The sequence below is a fragment of the Streptomyces sp. NPDC090032 genome, from assembly GCF_044748025.1.
Lineage (GTDB): Bacteria > Actinomycetota > Actinomycetes > Streptomycetales > Streptomycetaceae > Streptomyces.
On sequence record NZ_JBIVFF010000005.1, the window covers coordinates 459,691 to 478,332 of the forward strand.

Consider the following 18,642-nt stretch of genomic DNA (forward strand, 5'->3'; position numbering starts at 1 on the left):
CTCAGACGTTCCAACCCTTCTCTGCCTGCGGGCCGTTGCGGGGGTCCTCGTGGCGGGCGATGTCCTGCGCGTGGACGTTGCGGAACAGCGGCCCCATGTCCTCCGCGACCGCCACGGCGCTCATCAGGGCACCGAAGATGTCGTTGAAGCCGTCCGCGATCTCCTTCTCCAGCGGGAACTCAGAGTCGGAACGCTCGGCGAGGATCTTCATCACGTTCGCCACGCTGGTCAGCGCGGCCGGGAGCCCCTCAACCATGGCGAGGATCTCCATGGCGTTCTCGGGGTCGTAGCCGTTGGCGGCCTGCTCCATCTCGGCAGCCGCCTCTTCGAACCGGAAACCGGACACGTTCTCTCCTTCGCTCACTGTCGTGTTCGTGCTGGTGGGAACCGGGGTGGCGGGCCGCTGGACGTTGTCGGCGATGCCTTCGCTGCCGTCCTCGTCGGCCTCGGCGTCCGCGGCGTCTTCCTGCTCCGCCAGCTGGTCGCGGATCTCCTCGTCCCGCTCCGCGCGCTGCTCGCGGGCGGCTCCGACGATGCGCCGGTACAGGCGCCGACCGGGGTGGATCAGCCACGGGATGTTGAACTTCCGACCGATCGGGCTCGTGATCAGCCCCAGCAGGCCGACCGGGAGAGCCAGCAGCGCGGCGAGCAGGCGCCGCCCCTGAAAGCGGGCCGCGGACCTGCGCAGGGCCCGCCGCGCGGCCTGGCGGGCGGGAGCCTTGCGTACCGCGGAGCGCTGACCGGCCACCTTCCGGGCTGCCTTGGCGTCACGCCGGGCCCGATGCTTGGCGATCGCCGCATCCCGCACCGCACGCGCCTTACGGCCCGCACCACCCAGGAACCGGCCCGCCAGACCACCCGGCCCGCGCCCCTTGCCCTTGCCCGGACGGGACTGTGCGCCGCCACCGGCCTTCTTGCCGTTGTGCTTGGGGGGCTTGGTGTTGCGGCGGGCGTCGGCGACCGCGCGGCGGGCCGCCGTGGTCTGCGCCCGCTTGTCACCGCGCGAACCGCCAGCGTCCTTCTGGGCTTTGCGCAGGGCCTTGACCTGCGATGTCTTGCCCAGCAGTCCGCCAGCCGTGCCACGGCCGTTCTTCAGGCCGGCCGCCTTGTTCAGTGACGCCGGACCCTGACCCTTGCCCGCGCTGTGACGCCCCTTCGACCCGCCCGGGGCACCGCGCTTCTGGCCCGGAATCCGGCCCGCGCTACCGGCCCGGCCGGAGCCGCGGGAGCCGCCAGTAGTGCCGCGCCCCGATCCCATACGGGAAGCGGCGCGGCTGGCGTTACGAGCCGCGGCCCTGCGTGCGGCCTGCTGGGGGCGGGGGTTACGGCTGCGGTAGGTCGCGACAGTGCCCAGCACCGCGGCGCCTGTTGCGGCGACTATCGCCGCGAGGGGGCCACCGGCCAGGCCGGCGGCAGCGACCATGCTCACGGTCGTGTTCGCCCCGGACAGTGCGAGCGGAACGACCGGCCAACCGCCCTCGTTGTGGTCGACCTCGGCCGGGGCGGGCCCGCTGGCCTGCGTGTCGGGCGGCGGGACAGGCGGGGTCGGGGCAGTCTCGTGGACTACCGGTTCTGTGCTGAGTTCCGTCATGCTGAGTGCCACTCCTTACGGGAGTAGAAGGGCCCGGCCGCGTGCTTGGGAAGGTGGGCGGCCGGGCCCGACTCGGATGTGAGAGCAGGTCAGAGCCGGTTCGGCTCCAGGGAGAAGAACCCGACCGCGGCGCCGGACAGGTCCGGATTCTGGGACGTCACGGCGTCGTAGAGCAGCCGGTACATGTCCTGCCGAGTAGCTTCGGGCGGCGGGGTGCAGGTCCCTTCCTGCGTGACCGTGACCTCACCGGGCCTGTTCAGGGTCAGGACGAAGAAGTGCGTGCCCGCCGGCCGTGCGGCGGTCGTCTCGGGCTGCGTCTGCGGTGCGGTCACGATGCCCTCCTCAGGCGGTGGTGTGGTTCGGGTGGTTGGCGGCTGTCTCCTGCCACCGGCGGTTCTCTCCGGCGTCCGAGTGCTGGATCCGCACCCGGAAGTCACAGCCCGGGACCGTGCAGCGGTGCGTGGTGGCCGCCCATGCCTGCTCTATGTTCAGCAGCGCGGACAGCACAGACCCGGCCGTGCCCAGCGCGCACGCTGCGAGCAGGAAGGACGGCACGCCGTAGGAGGCGAGACGGACGCTGATGGCCGCGCCGACGGCGAGAGAGACGCCGATTTCGAGCAGCGAGACGATCCGGCGGCGTTGTTGCTTGGTCATGGCGGAAACTCTCAGGTGAGAAAGGGGATTTCAGGCGGCGCACTGTTCCTCGGGGGCGGCGCACAGGCCCAGATGCCGAGCGAGGCGTCACATGGCCTGCCGGGGTCGGACGCTCACCACCAGCTGGACTTCTTCTTGGGCACGCGGTTCGGGCAGCCGTTGTTCATGTGGTCAACGCACTGCGGGCAGTCCTGTCGGGGGCGGAGCTTGCGGTGAATGGCGCGGTTGTACGCGTGCTCCCAGCACTGCGGGCACTCGCCGGGAGGCGTGTCCTTGCCGTTCATGTGTCAGGCACTCCTCAGGCCGTCGGAGGGGTTGGAGTAGTCGCAGGTCACACAGGTACCGAGCGATGTGGGGATGACGTATCCGGCGTCGCGCCGGCACTCGGGGCAGATGCGGCGGGCGGCGTTGGCCTTGGCCAGGGCTGCCCATCGGGCCGGCGTCATCGGACGCACCGGCTTCGCTCGGTCGATGCGGTAGAGGTAGGCGACCAGCGGGCCCCGCTTACGGCGGGGCCGCTCGATCTGCACTGCGACGTCCTGACCGCCCGGGCGAAGCCCCATGGCGCGGAGTTGCCGGTAGGTGGCGTAGCCGTCCGGGGCCAGGCGCCAGCGGTAGACGGGAAGGGCGGCCATCACTGGCTCGCGATGGCCAGCTCAGCCCCGCTGCTGCTGGGGTCGCGGTGTTCGGCGTAGCGGGTGGAGACCCAGCCGACCGACCAGCCGCACAGCTCCGCGGCCTGCCGCACCGACAGAGCCGACTCGTACGCCGCCGTCACGATCCGGCGGGCCTCACCCTCCGGGAGCTTGCCCTCAGCCGGCCCGCGCTCAAGCAGCGCGTCGCGTTCACGGGCGATCCGCTTCTGTCGTTCACGCTGTTCACGAGCCGCCCGCTCAGCACGCTCGCGCTGCTCGGTTTCGGCCCGCTCGCGTGCCTGCCGTTCAAGGCGCTCACGTTCCTGTTCACGCTGTTCACGCTCGCGTTCACGGCGTTCACGGATCTCCCGCTCAGCCGCCTCCGCCCGCTCCCGCTCCTCGCGCTCCTCACGCCGCCGGCGCTCCTCCCGCTCGGTCTGTTCGCGGGCCAGCGAGGCTTCGTGTTCACGCTGTTCACGCACCAACTGCGCGGCGTGCTCGCGCTCCTCCCGCGCGTCCGCACGGGCCTGCTCGGAACGCTCCCGGGCCTCCTGCTCGCGCTGTGCGCGCTCGGCCTTCCGCTCGGCTTCCAGGGCCGCTACGGCGGCGGCGATGGCCCGCCGGTAGGCGAGACTCGTCTCCGCTGTGACGATCAAAAGGAGCGGCGCCACCGAGTGGACAGCCACGCCGACCAGGTCCTTCTTCAGCGCGGAGTCGGCGATGTTGAGCGCCCAGGTCATCAGGCCGGTCATCCACCGGAGCACGATCGGCCACCGTCCGCCGTGCCCGCCCAGGCGGGCCAGCACGTCATCGAGCTTGACCACGATGACCACCGCGGCATCCACCACCAGCGGGAGGATCGGCGCCGTCCACGCCCACTCCGGGGCCGTGTGCTTGGCCATCAACGGCGTGACCGTGAGGATCGAGTAGAGCATCGCCCCGCACACGATCAACCACGTGCCGCCCGACAGCGCGCGCTCGGCTGAACGCGTCTGAACACTGTTCACGCCGCACCCCCAACCGGCTCCGGAGCAGGCATGAACACCCGGCGGAACCCGTTCGAGGCGGCGTCGTAGATGAACGCCTCGCACGACCACTCGCACTCGCGTGCCGAGCGTTCACCGCGCGGGCCCCAGACGTGATCCACGGGCTTGCCGTGCACGGCCGCATCGGCGTGCGCTTCCTCGCGGGAGGCGTAGATGGTGTGCGGCTCGCCGTAGTGGAACAGCACCGTGAGCGCCTGCCCCTCCACCGGCCCGCTCTCCAGCTCCTCGCACAGCCGGCGGATCTCGATGTCCTTCAGGAGGAGTTCCTGCTGAGCCACGGCCAGCTCCTCCATGGCGCGCTTCAAGATGGCGCCCACCTCGTCAGTGGTCGCCTCCGCCCGCTCCGCACGGTCAGTCGTGGCGTACAGCTCGCGGATGTGCCGGCCGAAGGCCTCGTTCGCGTCTGTGGCGGTCTGCCGGACGCACTCGCGGGCGATTCGGGCGGTGGACTCAAGGCGTTCGAGGCACTGCGTGCTGACGATGCGGATCACGCGGCGTCACCCTCTCGAACGGAAACGGCGTGGTTGGCGAGCTCGGCCCGCTCGGCCAGTACCTTGTTCGCGGCCCGCCGCAGCCGGCGCCCGTCCAGCGCGGTGATCCGCCGGTCCAGCAGGGCGATCTGCACGTCCAGCAGCTCCAGCTCCGCATCGATCAGCGGCGCCTCACGCTCGATCGCGTCCAGCTCCGCGGCCGTGGGCTCCAGATCCGGGGCGAACGCCGTAACAACGTCCTGAACAGTGACGATGTGCTTCATGGGTCGTGTTCTCCCTAGCAGGTGGCAACGGCCCAAACAGCGGCCCCGGTGCTCGAACACCGGGGCCGCACGCCGTTGAAGTCGGTAGATCCGGCGCCCCTCGACCCCGCCCGTACGGGACTGCCCCGCAGGGCTCCCGGACGGGCGGAGGAGGCAACCGGCGCGGCGCTAGCAGCCGCGAAGCGGTTGAAGCTGACCGGTTGGCCGCGGCTCTTGCTCGCGCTCACAGACCAGGGATGGAGCGGCGCCGCCGTGCCGGTCGGTCACAGCGGCGCCTTGAGATGTCGTCGGTTCACACCGGCCCCCTCAATGAAGTCGGGACACGGCTTCACCGGCGGTCCGTCGCTCGAACCGCCGGCCCCGAGCCGGGAAGTCGGGGCGTCATCGTGACTGCTGTGACGCTTAGCAGGGCGGCCCACACCAGGCGGCGCCCCACTTTTATGGGGCGTTCTCCGGATCTGATGGGCTTGGCTTTGCCGCCGACGACATCACCCGGTCGTCGCGGGGGCGGTCTCACTCTTGCCGCCACGTGCGTTGGGGCCCCGCTGTACCTCCCCACACCCGAACCCGGGTGGCGCCTGCCAGGCGCGTAGGGGGAGAGCCACGTTCATCACGGCGGTTTGCCCCCGGACCCTCGCCCTAGGCACCTACCGCGACCGCCGCTCTCGCGTCAGCCCCGCACGATCACTCTTCAGTTCTCAAGTACAGCCAGTCGCTTCCGTCGAGGTGATCCGCCTGATACGGGCCCCTCAGGGCGTTGGTGCAGGTCAAGCAATGGAGTCGATGGTGAGCGACCTAGGTCGCTCGCTGTTGATGTGAAAGCTACCTAGGTCGCTTGTGGGTCGTCAAGTGGTCGTGCGGCCTGATTTCAAACGACCTAGGTCAAGTACGCTTTCGAGGTGGACTCACAGCCGAAGCGGAAACCCAACGCCCGCGAAATCGCTGCCAGGATCAGAGACGAGATCGCCTCTGAGACGTTCGGTCCTGGGGACCGCCTCCCTGGGGGCCGGGCCTACGCCAAGAAGCTCGGCGTATCCCTGATGACGGTGCAGAACGCCTACGCGCAGCTCCGGGAGGAAGGGCTCGTGGAAGGCGTCTCGGGTAGCGGCACTTATGTCCGCGACACCGCCCCTGGCGAGCAGACGCCCCGCGAGGCGGCCCAACGCCTGGCCGACCTTCAAGCTGAGATCGCCCGCGTCTCGGCCGAACTGGCCGGCCTCGTCGAGCGTGTCAAGCAGATTGAAGCGGTCGTGGGCCCCCTGGAGGGGAAGCCCAGCTCCTAGTGCCTCTCGTGGTGCGTCCGTTGTCATGCCTTAAGCGTGTCCCGACGGACGCATCGTGAGTACGTACTCCCGCCGCGCTTGTACCGAACTAATCCGAACTTTCGGCCTGGGACGGGGTGTTGGTGCTGCCTGACGGGCTGTAAGACTGGCTGCATGGCCGAACTCAACGGAAAACCCGTCACCCTAGACGACCTCCAGGGCCTCGCCCTCACGAACTACGGGCACTTCACGTCCATGCGGATGGAAGACGGCACCATCCGGGGACTGTCGCTCCACCTAGACCGCTTGGTGCGGGACTGCCGCATCGTCTTCGGTGTCGAGTTGGATCGAGAGCAGACGCTCAACTACATCCGGAAGGCTGCCGAGGGCATCACGGGTGTTGCTGGTCTCCGCGTCACAGTCTTTGACCCTGCACTCGACATGGGGCGCCCGAGTGATGCCAACGACCCGCACATCCTGGTGAACCTGCGGCCGGCCGGTGCGCTGTCGCCACCGCCACTGACCGCCAAGACCTACACCTTCACCCGCGACAACGCGCAGGTGAAGCACATCGGCCTTCACCCGCAGCTTCGGCTCCGCCGTGATGCCCAGCTCGCTGGATTCGACGACGCTGTCTTCGTCGAGCCGGACGGGCGCATCTCCGAAGGCGGCACGTGGAATCTCGGCTTCGTCGACCAGGACGGGACTGTCATCTGGCCTGACGCCCCGGTACTCCCGGGCACGACGATGCTCCTGCTCCAGGGCCTCGATGCTCCAAAGCAGATCACCGCCCCGGTGCGTTTGACCGACGTTCCGAACATGGCCGCAGCGTTCGCCACGAACACGACGATCGGCGTGCGCTCCGTCAGCATGCTCGACGACGTGCAGTTCCCGCAGGACCACCCCGTGCTCGACGCACTGCGTGACGGCTACGCCGGCATTCCCGGCGACCGCCTGTAGAACGCGTGCCGCCGCCCCACACGAGGGGCGGCGATTCACGACAGAGGTAGCCCATGCCACTCGTAACGAAATGGACCGGACGTGAAGTTAAGGCATTGCGTGAAGCCGTACGCATGAGCCTCATGGAGTTCGCCGAGAAGCTCGGGGTCTCCGATCGCATCGTCTCCCGGTGGGAGGCTGACGGCGAGCAAGCCACCCTGCGCATGGTGAACCAGGCAGCCTTGGACACTCTGCTCGCCAAGGCCGACCAAGACGGTCAGGGACGCTTTGTCGGCATCCTTGCGGCGGATGACATCCCTACCCAGGCGGTCATCGAACCCGACGAAGACCAGACGAGTAGCGGCGAGTATGTAAAGCATCCGGGTGATGGCAAGCTCATGGCCCATGTGCCGGAAGGGATCTTCCTGTCAGGGGAGGATGACGAGCCGGTGTGGGTGGATGACTTCCACATTGACACCTTCCCGACCACCAACGCTGACTACGCGCGTTTCTGTGCTGCCACTCGGCATCCGATGCCTGAGCACTGGCACAACGGTCGGTGTCCGCGTGAGCTGTATGACCACCCCGTTGTGCACGTGACATGGCGAGACGCGAACGCGTACGCGGCGTGGGCGGGGAAGTCGCTTCCGACAGCTGAACAGTGGGAGAAGGCGGCGCGGGGTACCGCCGGCCGGATCTTCCCGTGGGGAGACCAAAGGACCGCCGCCAAATGCAACGTCAGAGAGACCGGCGTGGAGGTCACAACGTCCGTCTCCCGGTACCACAGTGGCGTCTCGCCCTATGGGGTCTACGACATGGTGGGGAACGTCTGGGAGTGGCTCGCAACGGCGACCACGTCCGGTCGCTATGAACTGCGAGGTAGCGCGTTCACGAGCCCGCTCTTCCGGGGAGTTCCAGCCGTCCCTAACGATGCCAACGACACGATGCAGGACGATGACACCGGGTTCCGTTGCGTGGCGGCGCCGGAGCAGATGACGCCCCCTAAGCGAACCATGGCCTGATCGAAATAACAGATGGGCGGCAGACGTGATCGATGTTAAAGGCTTGCTCATTGTGGCCTACGGTGAGGAGTTCATTCGCTACGTACTGAACATTTCTGACTCAGAGGACCTTGACGAGTTTCCAGTCAACAAGCCCGAGGAGGTGATAAACCTTCTGGTTCAGTTCGCCTTGCAGTCGGCGCAGACAGGATATGTTGATGTCAACCTCATGGCGTCGGCCCAGCTCGCTACTTATCTTCCGGAACATGAGATGTCTCTGGTTGTCTATTATCGGAAGCTCTGTGGTGGAGTCATAGACGAGAAGCCGAGCGCTGATGATGACCCTGTGTTTTCCGCGCTCAATCTTATTGCGCGAGATATTTGGCCTCTTTATCTAATCTCCCCGCCGAGGGGTCGGAGGGGTATTGGGTTCTTTGCGGCAAATTCTTCGGTAATTTTTAGACATCCAGAGTTGAATGGACTATCTCAGGCTTTCATGGATGACTCGTCGCTATCGAAGCTATTCCCCGATGGGGCTAGCGACCGAGTGGCCCCCGAACCCATGATGGAGTCCGCTGAGTGGGTCATGACCAGTGGCCATAGTGGGACTCGTCAACTTCTGGGCGTACTCACCCAGTTGCTATACGATGCGCGCCTCCGTGTGATGCTCGAAGGTAAGCGCCTAACCCTTGACGACCTGTCGCGTGCTCTAAAGGTTTCGCTCGATGTACTCCGGCGCCTCGCGGACGGGCAAACGGTGGAGGTTCCGGCGGTTATCGGCTTCAGTGGAATTAAACTGCTTGAAGGTCAATCAATCGAATTTACTGATGGGACTCTGCGTTCTGTTCGCCCGGACGAGATGGATCATCTGCTGAGTGGTAGTGGTAACGCTGGCGCCGTGTACGAGACGACCTACCCGTTGCGCTTGTTGCATGCGTCAAGAGGAGATCTGTCCGCCAGTGATTGGCACAAGCCGTTTCAGAAGTATCGTGCCCGGATAGATGAGGCCATTAGATCGTTTGAATACTCACTTGAGAAAGTGAGGCTCTCTCTATTGTTGTGCTCTGATGGATCGAATCTGATCGCCCCAAAGGAAGAGTCGCGGTTGCTCTTTGATCCGACGACTCTAGGGGGTATCGCACAGTGGAGCGTTAGCGAACATATTCCTTCGAATACTGAAATCGCCGACGGTAAGAGCGATGAAGTAGTCGAAATGTACGACCTGATTCGAAAGAAACATTCAGAGTCGCTAAATATTGCGATGAAGCGATTGCTGTCGGCCGCATCCTCCCGTCGAGACTCCAACGACGCCCTGATCGATGCGCTAATCGCATGGGAGAACATGTTCGGAACTAGGAGCGAGACAACGTTCCGGGTTACGGCTTCCTTGGCGAAAATCCTCGAAGGCGAGGCGGATGCTCGGCGAGATCTCCAACGGGAGCTGAACAAGCTCTATGCAGTCAGAAGTTCGATGGTTCATGGCGCTAAGGAGCCTGGACCTGAGGCCGCTGCTGCGAACCGCGATAGGGTCATTCGCGTTGCCATCGACGGACTGCGTTGCCTCTACCGTGAGCGGCCTGACTTGTTGGCCATGCCATCAGAGGAGAGAAGTAAGGCGGTGCTCCTGGAGGGGTGACTGCCGGGACTCCGGACTTGCGCGCCCCCTAGGGGGCTGAGTCCGTGGACGTTTCGCTCGACCGAGCGTGTCCGCAGCACTGCGCATGGCCCGTCGGCGTCCTGGGTGTTAGGAGGAAGTCACGGTGCCAACCATTAGGCTCGTGGGCCATGCGTGGGCCAACGGGCCTGAGGCGCAGGCCCTTGAGAGGCTTCACGCAGGTCAGCGAGAGGCTGGCGACGTCGAGAGTAGCGGTCTTGAAAACCGTCGTGGCGCGAGTCACCGTGGGTTCAAATCCCACACCCACCGCAGTGGTTGAAGGCTCCTGACCAGAGAAATCGGGCAGGAGCCTTCGCTGTTTCCGGTTTCGGGGGGCACCGCATGACGTCACAGGGAGCCATCACGGTGGAGCGCATGGACGGCTCGGCCGCGGCTCAGGCAGTGGACGCGTTCAGGCTCGTCTATGCCGACGTCTTCGCGGAACCGCCGCACAACGAGGCCGCCGACGACGTCACGGCCGCCTTCCGGCGCTTTCGCTCCCAGACCCGCAAAGGCACTTTTCGCGGCGCCGTGGCCCATACCGAGGACGACGAGCCGGTCGGCATGGCGTACGGACACCCGGTCGAACCTGACACAGGGTGGTGGGACGAGCTGACCGAGCCCGTCCCCGACGACATGCGGCGCGAGGCCGGGCACCGCACCTTCGGCCTCATGGAACTTGCCGTGCGCGGACCGTGGCGCGGGCAGGGTGTCGCACGGCGTCTGCACGAGACCCTGCTCGACGGCATCGAGGCCGAGCGGGTGCTGCTGAACGTCCACCCGGACAGCAAGGCAGCCTCGGCCGCCTACCAAGCGTGGGGCTACCGCAAGATCGGTGAGGCGCGACCGTGGGAGGGCCCGGACACCTATGACGTCATGCTGCTCGACCTGCGCACATGACGACTGCCCACACAGGTGGGTGCAGGCAGGTGTTTGTACGTGTTGGTAAGGGGCGTCCGCTGTGGCAGGCGCCCCTTACGCGTGTCCCGGGGAGAGCGGTTTCGTGAACGGGGCGTCCTGGCCTACGCCTCCGTGTCGTTCCGCTGGGTCATCCGGGCCGCTGAGGCGATCGTGGAGCGGGCCTCGCGCTCCGTCAGGCCCGTGCGGGTCGCGGCCTCCACGAGGGCGTTCGTGAGGCTGTCGCCGAGGTCCCTCTCGTAGGCGCGGCAAGCGGCCCAGAACAGACGGGTGTTGCGCTGGCCCTCGTGTGCCGCGAGCACGAACTGGACCAGGCCCTGGCCGTGTTGACCTACATGTGCCGGTGACGGGTGGTGCACGCGTGGCGGGGGTGTGAGCAGGCGGAGGAGCGCCGACGGGCAGGGCGCGACAGGCAGGTGGGCGGTCCCGGGGACCGCGCTGTAGACGCCCTGCGCCGTGCGCGATCCGGGGCCCACGAGATAGCCGCCCGCACCTCGGATGTCGATGCCGGGTGCAAGCCGGCCCGCCGAGTTGGGGACCACGACGTCCGGCGGTCCGGAGAGCCACACGTGACGGCCGCCGCTGGGCGTGGCCACGACGACGGTGTCCGGGATCGTGAAGAGGTGGCGCAGCGCCAGTTCGCGCAGGGCGGCCGAGGAGTCCGTACCGGACTTGGTGTCGAGGTCGACGCCGATGAGGTGGTGCGGGGGCAGTCCGCAGGCGATGCCGTAGCCGGTGGCGCGGGGCGCCGCGGCGAAGAGGTCACGGATGCGGCCCGGGTCGGTGGTGGCGTCGTACACGCCGTGGCCGGGGCGGCCGCACTCGCCGTGGCACGGGGCGGGGGAGGGTTCGTCGCGGTGCGGGGAGCGCAGAGCGGGGAGCTTCGTGCGGGAGAGCGGGATCACGGCCAGTCCACGCTCGGCGGCGGAGAGGGCGTGGGCGAGGGCCAGGGTCGCAAGGGGCACTGCATGCCGGTCGGTGGTGGCCATGCCTCCATGTTCGTACGAATGTTCGAGTAAGGGAAGAGGGGCTCGCCCGAGTGGAGCGTATTTACCAAAAATGTGCCGAAACGCTTCAGCCCCTGCGGCGGCTGGCCTGCCCTGTATCGACCGTAGGCAATCCGGGCTGAGCTGGGCCTTTAAGGCTTTGAAGCATGTTTATCGATATGTCCTCACGCTTGCGGGGGAATATCGCCTTCCGGCCTGGTTCGACGGGGATTCGGTGGGCAATTCTGATCTCGCGACGTCGTGAGCAACGACCGAGGCGGTCGGCCAACTGCCTTGGAGCCAACAGCAGTTACCGCTTCTTGGAGGAAATTGACATGGCACACATCCGTACCGCCCGCGCCTTCGCCGCCGTCGCCGCCCTGCCCCTCGCGGCAGCCCTCTTCTCGGGGGTGGCGGTGGCCGACAACGGGTCCTTCGCGGGCAACGGATCGAACGCGGGTGTGGCGACCGTGAGCGGCAGTGGTGTCGGCGGCAACAACCACGGCAACTCGTCCACCACGCAGCAGCAGGCGGTGGGCTCCGGCGCCTCGAACCAGAACAACACGGCCCAGGTGAACGGCTCCGCGTTCACGGCCATCCACCAGTCGAACGAGAACATCACGGTGAACTTCACCAAGCTCTGGTGACCCGTCGGCTCCAGTCGGCGGGGGTCGTTCCCAGGGGTGCGTGACATCTGTGCGGCGGTGCTTCGGCATCGCCGCACAGGCGTTTTCGCGCACCAAGCGGCAACCCGGCGGCCCCTCACGCGCGCGTGCTGATCCCTTGACACCCGTACCGAACCTGACGGACAGTCGTACCGAATCTGACGGTCAGTCAGAAAGCTTCCATCGGAAGCGGACGGTCAGAGACCCTTGTTCGTACGAGGTCCGGGAGGGCCGCCGCCGTGCACCTCGCCCCCACCGCGCGCCAGCGTGAACTCCGCGCCGAACTGCGCGCCTACTTCCGGGAACTGATGCCGGACGGGCCCCCCGGCCACGACGACCGAACGGCCCAGCGGCGCCTGCTGTGCCGCATCGGCGCCGACGGCCTCCTCGGGCTCGGCTGGCCCGTCGAGTTCGGAGGCCAAGGCCGGGGCCCCGACGAGCAGTTCGTCTTCTTCGACGAGGCGTACCGCGCGGGCGCGCCCGTCTCCATGGTGACTCTGAACACCGTCGGACCGACCCTGATCAAGTACGGGACCGAGGCGCAGAAGGCGTACTTCCTGCCGCGGATCCTCAAGGGCGAGCTGGTCTTCGCGATCGGGTACAGCGAGCCGTCGGCGGGGACCGATCTGGCCTCGCTGCGGACCCGGGCGGTCCGCGACGGCGACGACTGGATCATCGACGGGCAGAAGGTCTTCACGTCGAACGCGCAGAACGCCGACTGGATCTGGCTGGCCTGCCGCACGGACCCCGAAGCCGCCAAGCACCAGGGCATCTCGATCATCCTCGTGCCGACGGACGCCGCCGGTTTCAGCTGGACGCCCATCGAAACCGTCGGCGGGCTGACCACCACCGCCACGTACTACGACGGGATCCGCGTCCCCGCCTCGAATCTTGTCGGGGAGGAGAACTCCGGCTGGGGCCTCATCACCAATCAGCTCAACCACGAGCGGGTCGCGCTCGCCGCGATCGGGATGCAGGCGGAGGACTTCTACGCGGCGGTGCTCGAAGCGGTTCGTTCACCCGATCCGGTGACAGGGGAACGCCGGATCGACCTGCCGTGGGTGCGGTCGCGGCTGGCCGAGGTGCATGCCCGTCTCGCGGCAACGCGCCTGGTCAACTGGCGTTTGGTGGGGGACGTCGGGGCGGGGCGGCTCGCGCCGGGCGATGCGAGCGGCGTGAAGTTCATGGGAACCGAATCGGCGGTCGAGGTGTACCGAATGTGTCAGGAGATCGCGGGAGACGCGGCGCTGGTCCGAGCCGGGTCGCCAGGGGCGTTCGCGAGCGGGGCCGGGGTGGGACCGGGCGGTGATTCCGGTGGTGGTGCCGGGGGTGGCACGGCGGAGGGGGAGTTGGAGCGGATGAACAGGGCGGCGCAGATCAATACGTTCGGCGGCGGCGTGAGTGAGGTGCAGCGGGAGATCGTCGCGACGATGCGGCTCGGGATGCGGAGGGGGCGGCGGTGACCGGCGACATGGCGTATGAGGCGCTGAAGGCCTTCGAAGGGCTGCCCGCGGCCACCGCGGGGGTCGGCAAGGACCTGGTCAACGAGCCGATGATCAGGCACTGGTGCGAGGCGATGGGCGACACCGACCCCCGGTACGAGGGGCCCGACGCCATAGCGCCGCCGACCATGCTCCAGGCCTGGACGATGGGCGGGCTCTCGGGGCATCAAGGGCGCAGTGGCGCCTACGACGAGCTGTTCGCGCTGCTGGACGGCGCCGGGTACACCTCGGTCGTCGCCACCGACTGCGAGCAGGAGTATCTGCGACCGCTGCGGCCCGGTGACGCGATCACCTTCGACGCAGTGATCGAGTCGGTGTCCGAGCGCAAGACGACGAAGCTGGGCACGGGACACTTCGTCACGACGCGCATGGACGTCAGGGCGGACGGCGAGCTCGCCGGGACGCATCGTTTCAGGATCCTCAAGTACGCCCCGGCGGCGCGGGCAGAACAGGCAGTGGGGGCAGGGCAGCAGCAGTCCCGGCGGCCTCGCCCGGTGGTGAACCGGGACAACGCGGGGTTCTGGGAAGGGGTCCGCGAGCACCGCCTCCTCATCCAGTGCTGCGAGGCGTGCGGGACGCTGCGTTTTCCCTGGCTGCCGGGGTGCGGCGCGTGCGCCTCGCAGGACTGGAGCACGGTCGAGGCGAGCGGCGAAGGAACCGTCTTCTCGTACGTGGTGATGCACCACCCGCCCTTCCCCGCCTTCGACCCGCCGTACGCGGTGGGCCTGATCGAGCTGGCCGAAGGCGTCCGGATCATCAGCAACGTGATCGGGGTGCCGTACGACAAGGTCCGCATAGGTATGCCCGTGAGGCTCGAATTCCTACGAGTGGACGAGGAGTTGGAGCTGCCGGTCTTCCGGGCCGGTGACGGTGACAGTGACGGTGACAACGGCGCCGGCAGGGTCAGGAGTGGCGTTGTGGGAGGTGAGCGCTGACATGGACTTCACACCTACGCAGGACCAGGCGGACGCCGCCGGTCTGGCCGCGCGGATCTTCGGTGACCTGTCGACCCCCGAGCGCCTCGCGGCTGCCGGCACCGTCACGGACACCGAGTTGTGGAAGGCGCTCGACTCGGCCGGTCTGCCGGGGGCGGTGGAGGAGACCGGGCTGCTCGGGCTCGTGCTGATGCTGGAGGAGCAGGGCAGGACGACGGCGCAGGTGCCGTTCGCCGCCAGTTGCGTGTACGGGCTGCTCGCGGTGGCCGGACATGGCACCTCCGACCAGCGGGACCGGCTGCTTCCGGGGCTGCGGGACGGGACGGAGGTGGCCACGGGAGCCTTCCCCGCGCAGGCCGGGGTGCGGATCGACGTGGTGGAGACGGAGGCGGCAGAAAGGGGCGGGAATACGGGGCGGCTCACAGGCGTGGTGCCTTGGGTGCCGTGGCTCCGGGACGCGTCGTGGGTCCTGGTGGCGACGGCCGACCGGAGCCTGTGGGCAGTGCGTACGGGCGATGCCGGCTGCGACGAGGTCGAGCTCACCGCGCCCTGGTCGGCGGGGCGGCTCGTTCTCGACGGGGTGCCGGCGGAGAGGCTCGGCGGCCCCGGTGCGTACGACGACGTGCTGGCGATGGCGCGGACCGCGTTCGCGGGGCTGCAGGCCGGGGTCTGTGCGGGATCGCTGGCGCGGGCCGTGGAGTACACGAACGAGCGGGAGCAGTTCGGGAGGCCGCTCGCCGCGAAACAGGGGGTCCAACTCCGGGCGGCCGACGCCTATATGGATACGGAGGCCATCCGCGTCACCGCGTACGAGGCGGCATGGCGACGGGACGAGGGGCTGCCGTACGCCGGCCATGCGCTGACCGCGGCCTGGTGGGCATCGGAGGCGGGCAGACGGGTCGTGCACGCCGGACAGCATCTGCACGGCGGCATGGGCGCCGACCTGGAGCATCCCGTGCACCGGCATTTCCTGTGGGGCAGACAGCTCGCCGCGTACCTGGGGTGCGGGGGCGAACTGCTCGCGGAGCTGGGCGACGTGATCGCCGGTAGTGAGGGGGCCGATACGGAGGAGGCGGGGATGACGTGGGCGCGGAAGTGAAGGCGGAGGGGGAAGCGGCGATGGCGGAAGTTTCTGTGGGGGTCAGGGCCGGCGCGGAGCTGGCGCCGCTGGAGATCCCGGTGACGCGAACGCTCATCGTCTCCGGTGCGATCGCGTCCCGTGACTACCAGGACGTTCACCACGACGCGGAGCTCGCCAAGGAGAAGGGCTCCCCCGACATCTTCATGAACATCCTGACGACGAACGGACTGGTCGGCCGTTACGTCACTGATCACTTCGGCCCCGACGCGGTCCTGCGCAAGGTCGCCATACGGCTGGGCGCACCCAACTACCCGGGAGACACGATGGTGTTGACCGGGACGGTGACCGAGGTCGAGGAGGGGAGCGGTAGGGGCAGCGGCGACGGGAGCGGGTCTGAGGGCGGGGGTGCCACGGCTGTGGTGCGGATCGTCGGGGCCAACGGGCTGGGCAAGCATGTCACCGGGACGGTGACGGTCACCCTCCCGAGACTCCCCAGCCTCGCGAGCCCTCCGAACCCCCCGAGTGGGCATTCCCGTACCTCGGTGTCGGGGGGGCCGGCATGAGTGTGCGGGGAAAGGACAGTCTCGGCGGGCGGGCGGCGATCGTCGGGGTCGGGGCGACCGAGTTCTCCAAGGACTCCGGGCGCAGTGAGCTGAAGCTCGCGGTGGAGGCGGTGGGGGCGGCGCTCGACGACGCCGGGCTCTCCCCCGCGGACGTCGACGGCATGGTCACCTTCACCATGGACACCAGTCCGGAGATCACCGTCGCGCAGGCGGCGGGGATAGGGGACCTCTCCTTCTTCTCCCGGGTCCACTACGGCGGCGGCGCGGCTTGCGCCACCGTTCAGCAGGCCGCACTCGCCGTGGCGACCGGGGTGGCCGAAGTGGTCGTCTGCTACCGGGCGTTCAACGAGCGCTCGGGCAGGAGATTCGGCTCCGGGGTGCAGCATCGGGAGCCGTCGGCGGAGGGGGCGGCGCTCGGCTGGGCACTGCCGTTCGGGCTGCTCACGCCCGCGTCGTGGGTGGCGATGGCGGCGCAGCGCTACCTCCACGGGTACGGCCTGGGCCCGGAGGCGTTCGGCCATGTCGCCGTCCTGGACCGCGCGTACGCGGCCACCAATCCGGCGGCGTACTTCTACGGGAAGCCGATCACGCTGGAGGACCACGCGGCGTCACGGTGGATCGTGGAGCCGTTGCGGCTGCTCGACTGCTGTCAGGAGACCGACGGCGGGCAGGCGATCGTCGTGACCAGCGTCGAGCGGGCCCGCGACCTCCCGCACCGTCCCGCCGTTATCGCGGCGGCCGCCCAGGGTGCGGGGCGCGGCCAGGAGCAGATGACGAGTTTCTACCGGGACGACATGACGGGTCTGCCCGAAATGGGGGTCGTGGCACGGCAGTTGTGGCGGTCGGCGGGGCTGGCTCCGGGCGAGATCGACGTGGGGATCCTGTACGACCACTTCACGCCCTTCGTGCTGATGCAGCTGGAGGAGTTCGGGTTCTGCGGGCCGGGTGAGGCGGCGGACTTCGTGGCGGAGCGGCGGCTCCCGCTCAACACGCACGGCGGGCAGCTGGGCGAGGCGTACCTGCACGGGATGAACGGCATAGCGGAGGCCGTCAGACAGGTGCGGGGCACGGCGGTGAACCAGATAGCGGGCGCCGCCACGGCGCTGGTGACCGCGGGGACCGGTGTCCCCACATCGGGTCTGATTCTGGGAGCGGACGGCTGAACGCGGGTGTGTCCGGGGTCCGGTCCGCACACCGGCCCCTTCACTCGCCCTATGCACCGCACTCGCCGTAAGCACTGCACTCGCCATAGGCACCGACGGAAGCTGGTCGTGGGTTTAGTGCTGTTCCTGATGGCGCTGACCGCCCTCCCCGCGTCGGCGCGGACCGAATCCGGCGTTCCCCGGCCGTCTCCGACGCCCGACTCCCGCCGGGACGCCCTGCCCGGCCTCGCGCTGCCCGACCTGGCCACCCTCCGTGACCTCGCCACCTTCCCCGACTCCGCACTCGGCGACGCTTCTGCACTCGGCGGCGCCTCCGCTCTCGGCGACCGAGCACCGGGCCTGGCTCCCGCAGCGGACCCGGCCCCCGCCGGAGGTCCGTCCTCCTCCGAACTCCTACTCGCCTCCCTCCCCAAGCCCCGGATCTTTCGCGGGCTGGCGTTCGACACCTGTATGGCGCCGTCGCTCGACACCATGCGGAGGTGGCGGGCGTCGAAGTACGGGGCAGTGGGTGTCTACTACGGAGGCCGTGGGCGGGCCTGTGCTCACCAGCCCCGGCTCGGGCACCGTTGGATGCGCGGGGTGCAGCGGCTGGGGTGGCGGGTGCTGCCGGTGTACGTCGGTTCGCAGTCGCCGTGCATCGTCGGGGGGCGCAAGAAGAGCCACCGCATCGGCCGTCACGCCTGGAGCCAGGGCGTGAAGGAGGGGCGGGACGCCGTACGCAGGGCGCGGGCCGTCGGCATCCGGTCGGGCAGCCCGCTCTATCTCGACATGGAGGCATACAGGTACCGGCACAAGAAGTGCGCTCGCACGACGCTCGCCTTTGTACGGGGCTGGGACCGCCAGGTGCGCACGAAGGGGTACATGCCAGGGTTCTACAGCAGCGCCGACTCCGGGGTGCGGCACATGCAGGTGGCGGCGCGGGCGGGGGTGCGGGATCTGCCGTCGGTGATCTGGTTCGCGCGCTGGCACACGCGGCCCCGGCTTTCCAGGGAGCCAGTGCTGCTGAGGTCCGCCTGGAGTCCGCAGCGCAGGATCCACCAGTACGCGGGGAACGTGAAAGAGCGGCACGGCGGGCGGACCCTCGTCATCGACCGGAATCTGGTGCACGCGCCGGTGGCCCGCATCCGCTGACCTGCGCGGGCCCGCGGGAGTGGCGGAGCGGAGGCAAGCCGATGGAATGGCTCTCAGGGATGAACCCTCAGGGGTGCGTACCGCGTCCTCCACCTTCAGGAGGTGGGGATACCACCCCTCCTACACCCTGAGGCGGACACCGCTTCGGGACCTGCGGCCGAT

The 18,642-nt window shown here is 68.3% G+C and carries 21 protein-coding genes; 12 read left to right on the forward strand and 9 right to left on the reverse strand.

Annotated features, from left to right (window positions below; all coding sequences use genetic code 11):
- Position 1: 1 nt before the first annotated feature.
- The 8 genes from ACIPWY_RS14805 to ACIPWY_RS14840 form a co-directional block, all read right to left on the reverse strand.
- Complete coding sequence (locus tag ACIPWY_RS14805; protein WP_401533375.1) at positions 2 to 1,591, reverse strand: hypothetical protein; 1,590 nt, start codon at positions 1,589 to 1,591, stop codon at positions 2 to 4.
- A gap of 89 nt (positions 1,592 to 1,680) precedes the next feature.
- Positions 1,681 to 1,923, reverse strand: coding sequence for a hypothetical protein (locus tag ACIPWY_RS14810; RefSeq protein WP_401533377.1), 243 nt, complete (start codon positions 1,921 to 1,923; stop codon positions 1,681 to 1,683).
- A 10-nt stretch (positions 1,924 to 1,933) separates the two neighbouring features.
- Positions 1,934 to 2,245, reverse strand: a complete 312-nt coding sequence (locus tag ACIPWY_RS14815) for a hypothetical protein (protein ID WP_401533379.1) — start codon at positions 2,243 to 2,245, stop codon at positions 1,934 to 1,936.
- Between the two features lie 113 nt (positions 2,246 to 2,358).
- Positions 2,359 to 2,529 (reverse strand): pRL2-8, encoded by a 171-nt coding sequence (locus tag ACIPWY_RS14820; protein WP_401533381.1) that lies wholly within the window; start codon positions 2,527 to 2,529, stop codon positions 2,359 to 2,361.
- A 3-nt stretch (positions 2,530 to 2,532) separates the two neighbouring features.
- Positions 2,533 to 2,880, reverse strand: a complete 348-nt coding sequence (locus tag ACIPWY_RS14825) for an RRQRL motif-containing zinc-binding protein (RefSeq protein ID WP_401533383.1) — start codon at positions 2,878 to 2,880, stop codon at positions 2,533 to 2,535.
- Positions 2,880 to 3,887 carry a DUF2637 domain-containing protein gene (locus tag ACIPWY_RS14830; protein WP_401533386.1) on the reverse strand — a complete coding sequence of 336 codons (1,008 nt, stop codon included), beginning with the start codon at positions 3,885 to 3,887 and terminating at the stop codon, positions 2,880 to 2,882. The genes ACIPWY_RS14825 and ACIPWY_RS14830 overlap by 1 nt, the downstream gene beginning before the upstream one ends.
- A complete protein-coding gene (locus ACIPWY_RS14835; RefSeq protein ID WP_401533388.1) occupies positions 3,884 to 4,417 on the reverse strand; it encodes a hypothetical protein in 534 nt (177 codons plus the stop codon). Before ACIPWY_RS14835 ends, ACIPWY_RS14830 begins: the two co-directional genes overlap by 4 nt.
- Complete coding sequence (locus tag ACIPWY_RS14840) at positions 4,414 to 4,680, reverse strand: DUF6284 family protein (protein WP_401533390.1); 267 nt, start codon at positions 4,678 to 4,680, stop codon at positions 4,414 to 4,416. The genes ACIPWY_RS14835 and ACIPWY_RS14840 overlap by 4 nt, the downstream gene beginning before the upstream one ends.
- 899 nt (positions 4,681 to 5,579) lie before the next feature.
- On the opposite strand from ACIPWY_RS14840, the gene ACIPWY_RS14845 reads away from it, so the two are divergent.
- The 5 genes from ACIPWY_RS14845 to ACIPWY_RS14865 all read left to right on the forward strand — a co-directional run bounded on the left by ACIPWY_RS14845 (position 5,580) and on the right by ACIPWY_RS14865 (position 10,436).
- Positions 5,580 to 5,963 (forward strand): GntR family transcriptional regulator, encoded by a 384-nt coding sequence (locus tag ACIPWY_RS14845; protein ID WP_401533392.1) that lies wholly within the window; start codon positions 5,580 to 5,582, stop codon positions 5,961 to 5,963.
- Between the two features lie 153 nt (positions 5,964 to 6,116).
- Positions 6,117 to 6,902 carry an aminotransferase class IV family protein gene (locus ACIPWY_RS14850; RefSeq protein WP_401533394.1) on the forward strand — a complete coding sequence of 262 codons (786 nt, stop codon included), beginning with the start codon at positions 6,117 to 6,119 and terminating at the stop codon, positions 6,900 to 6,902.
- Positions 6,903 to 6,955: 53 nt separating this feature from the next.
- The gene (locus ACIPWY_RS14855) at positions 6,956 to 7,903 is read left to right on the forward strand and encodes an SUMF1/EgtB/PvdO family nonheme iron enzyme (RefSeq protein WP_401533397.1); all 948 of its coding nucleotides are present in this window, start codon (positions 6,956 to 6,958) and stop codon (positions 7,901 to 7,903) included.
- A gap of 25 nt (positions 7,904 to 7,928) precedes the next feature.
- The gene (locus ACIPWY_RS14860) at positions 7,929 to 9,518 is read left to right on the forward strand and encodes a hypothetical protein (protein WP_401533399.1); all 1,590 of its coding nucleotides are present in this window, start codon (positions 7,929 to 7,931) and stop codon (positions 9,516 to 9,518) included.
- Between the two features lie 360 nt (positions 9,519 to 9,878).
- Positions 9,879 to 10,436, forward strand: coding sequence for a GNAT family N-acetyltransferase (locus ACIPWY_RS14865; RefSeq protein WP_393699198.1), 558 nt, complete (start codon positions 9,879 to 9,881; stop codon positions 10,434 to 10,436).
- 122 nt (positions 10,437 to 10,558) lie between these two features.
- On the opposite strand, the gene ACIPWY_RS14870 is transcribed toward ACIPWY_RS14865, so the two are convergent.
- The gene (locus tag ACIPWY_RS14870) at positions 10,559 to 11,443 is read right to left on the reverse strand and encodes a bifunctional DNA primase/polymerase (RefSeq protein ID WP_362908501.1); all 885 of its coding nucleotides are present in this window, start codon (positions 11,441 to 11,443) and stop codon (positions 10,559 to 10,561) included.
- A 332-nt stretch (positions 11,444 to 11,775) separates the two neighbouring features.
- Between ACIPWY_RS14870 and ACIPWY_RS14875 the strand changes: the two genes are divergently transcribed.
- The 7 genes from ACIPWY_RS14875 (at position 11,776) to ACIPWY_RS14905 (ending at position 18,480) form a co-directional block, all read left to right on the forward strand.
- The gene (locus ACIPWY_RS14875) at positions 11,776 to 12,087 is read left to right on the forward strand and encodes a hypothetical protein (RefSeq protein ID WP_362908500.1); all 312 of its coding nucleotides are present in this window, start codon (positions 11,776 to 11,778) and stop codon (positions 12,085 to 12,087) included.
- Positions 12,088 to 12,344: 257 nt separating this feature from the next.
- Positions 12,345 to 13,568 carry an acyl-CoA dehydrogenase family protein gene (locus ACIPWY_RS14880; protein ID WP_401533404.1) on the forward strand — a complete coding sequence of 408 codons (1,224 nt, stop codon included), beginning with the start codon at positions 12,345 to 12,347 and terminating at the stop codon, positions 13,566 to 13,568.
- Positions 13,569 to 13,576: 8 nt separating this feature from the next.
- A complete protein-coding gene (locus tag ACIPWY_RS14885; RefSeq protein WP_393699754.1) occupies positions 13,577 to 14,542 on the forward strand; it encodes a bifunctional MaoC family dehydratase N-terminal/OB-fold nucleic acid binding domain-containing protein in 966 nt (321 codons plus the stop codon).
- 1 nt (position 14,543) lies between these two features.
- Positions 14,544 to 15,641, forward strand: coding sequence for an acyl-CoA dehydrogenase family protein (locus tag ACIPWY_RS14890; protein WP_351986486.1), 1,098 nt, complete (start codon positions 14,544 to 14,546; stop codon positions 15,639 to 15,641).
- A gap of 20 nt (positions 15,642 to 15,661) precedes the next feature.
- The gene (locus ACIPWY_RS14895) at positions 15,662 to 16,186 is read left to right on the forward strand and encodes a MaoC family dehydratase (RefSeq protein WP_393699193.1); all 525 of its coding nucleotides are present in this window, start codon (positions 15,662 to 15,664) and stop codon (positions 16,184 to 16,186) included.
- Complete coding sequence (locus ACIPWY_RS14900) at positions 16,183 to 17,349, forward strand: lipid-transfer protein (protein WP_362908496.1); 1,167 nt, start codon at positions 16,183 to 16,185, stop codon at positions 17,347 to 17,349. The genes ACIPWY_RS14895 and ACIPWY_RS14900 overlap by 4 nt, the downstream gene beginning before the upstream one ends.
- A gap of 108 nt (positions 17,350 to 17,457) precedes the next feature.
- Positions 17,458 to 18,480 (forward strand): glycoside hydrolase domain-containing protein, encoded by a 1,023-nt coding sequence (locus tag ACIPWY_RS14905; protein WP_393699190.1) that lies wholly within the window; start codon positions 17,458 to 17,460, stop codon positions 18,478 to 18,480.
- The last annotated feature ends 162 nt before the right edge of the window (positions 18,481 to 18,642 follow it).

What these genes read in the sequence shown, in the direction of transcription:
- ACIPWY_RS14805 (WP_401533375.1), bottom strand. Translation starts at nt 1,591, where the DNA reads ATGACGGAACTCAGCACAGAACCGGTAGTCCACGAGACTGCCCCGACC.
- ACIPWY_RS14815 (WP_401533379.1), bottom strand. Translation starts at nt 2,245, where the DNA reads ATGACCAAGCAACAACGCCGCCGGATCGTCTCGCTGCTCGAAATCGGC.
- ACIPWY_RS14820 (WP_401533381.1), bottom strand. Translation starts at nt 2,529, where the DNA reads ATGAACGGCAAGGACACGCCTCCCGGCGAGTGCCCGCAGTGCTGGGAG.
- ACIPWY_RS14825 (WP_401533383.1), bottom strand. Translation starts at nt 2,880, where the DNA reads ATGGCCGCCCTTCCCGTCTACCGCTGGCGCCTGGCCCCGGACGGCTAC.
- ACIPWY_RS14840 (WP_401533390.1), bottom strand. Translation starts at nt 4,680, where the DNA reads ATGAAGCACATCGTCACTGTTCAGGACGTTGTTACGGCGTTCGCCCCG.
- ACIPWY_RS14850 (WP_401533394.1), top strand. Translation starts at nt 6,117, where the DNA reads ATGGCCGAACTCAACGGAAAACCCGTCACCCTAGACGACCTCCAGGGC.
- ACIPWY_RS14855 (WP_401533397.1), top strand. Translation starts at nt 6,956, where the DNA reads ATGCCACTCGTAACGAAATGGACCGGACGTGAAGTTAAGGCATTGCGT.
- ACIPWY_RS14865 (WP_393699198.1), top strand. Translation starts at nt 9,879, where the DNA reads ATGACGTCACAGGGAGCCATCACGGTGGAGCGCATGGACGGCTCGGCC.
- ACIPWY_RS14870 (WP_362908501.1), bottom strand. Translation starts at nt 11,443, where the DNA reads ATGGCCACCACCGACCGGCATGCAGTGCCCCTTGCGACCCTGGCCCTC.
- ACIPWY_RS14875 (WP_362908500.1), top strand. Translation starts at nt 11,776, where the DNA reads ATGGCACACATCCGTACCGCCCGCGCCTTCGCCGCCGTCGCCGCCCTG.
- ACIPWY_RS14885 (WP_393699754.1), top strand. Translation starts at nt 13,577, where the DNA reads ATGGCGTATGAGGCGCTGAAGGCCTTCGAAGGGCTGCCCGCGGCCACC.
- ACIPWY_RS14890 (WP_351986486.1), top strand. Translation starts at nt 14,544, where the DNA reads ATGGACTTCACACCTACGCAGGACCAGGCGGACGCCGCCGGTCTGGCC.
- ACIPWY_RS14895 (WP_393699193.1), top strand. Translation starts at nt 15,662, where the DNA reads ATGGCGGAAGTTTCTGTGGGGGTCAGGGCCGGCGCGGAGCTGGCGCCG.
- ACIPWY_RS14900 (WP_362908496.1), top strand. Translation starts at nt 16,183, where the DNA reads ATGAGTGTGCGGGGAAAGGACAGTCTCGGCGGGCGGGCGGCGATCGTC.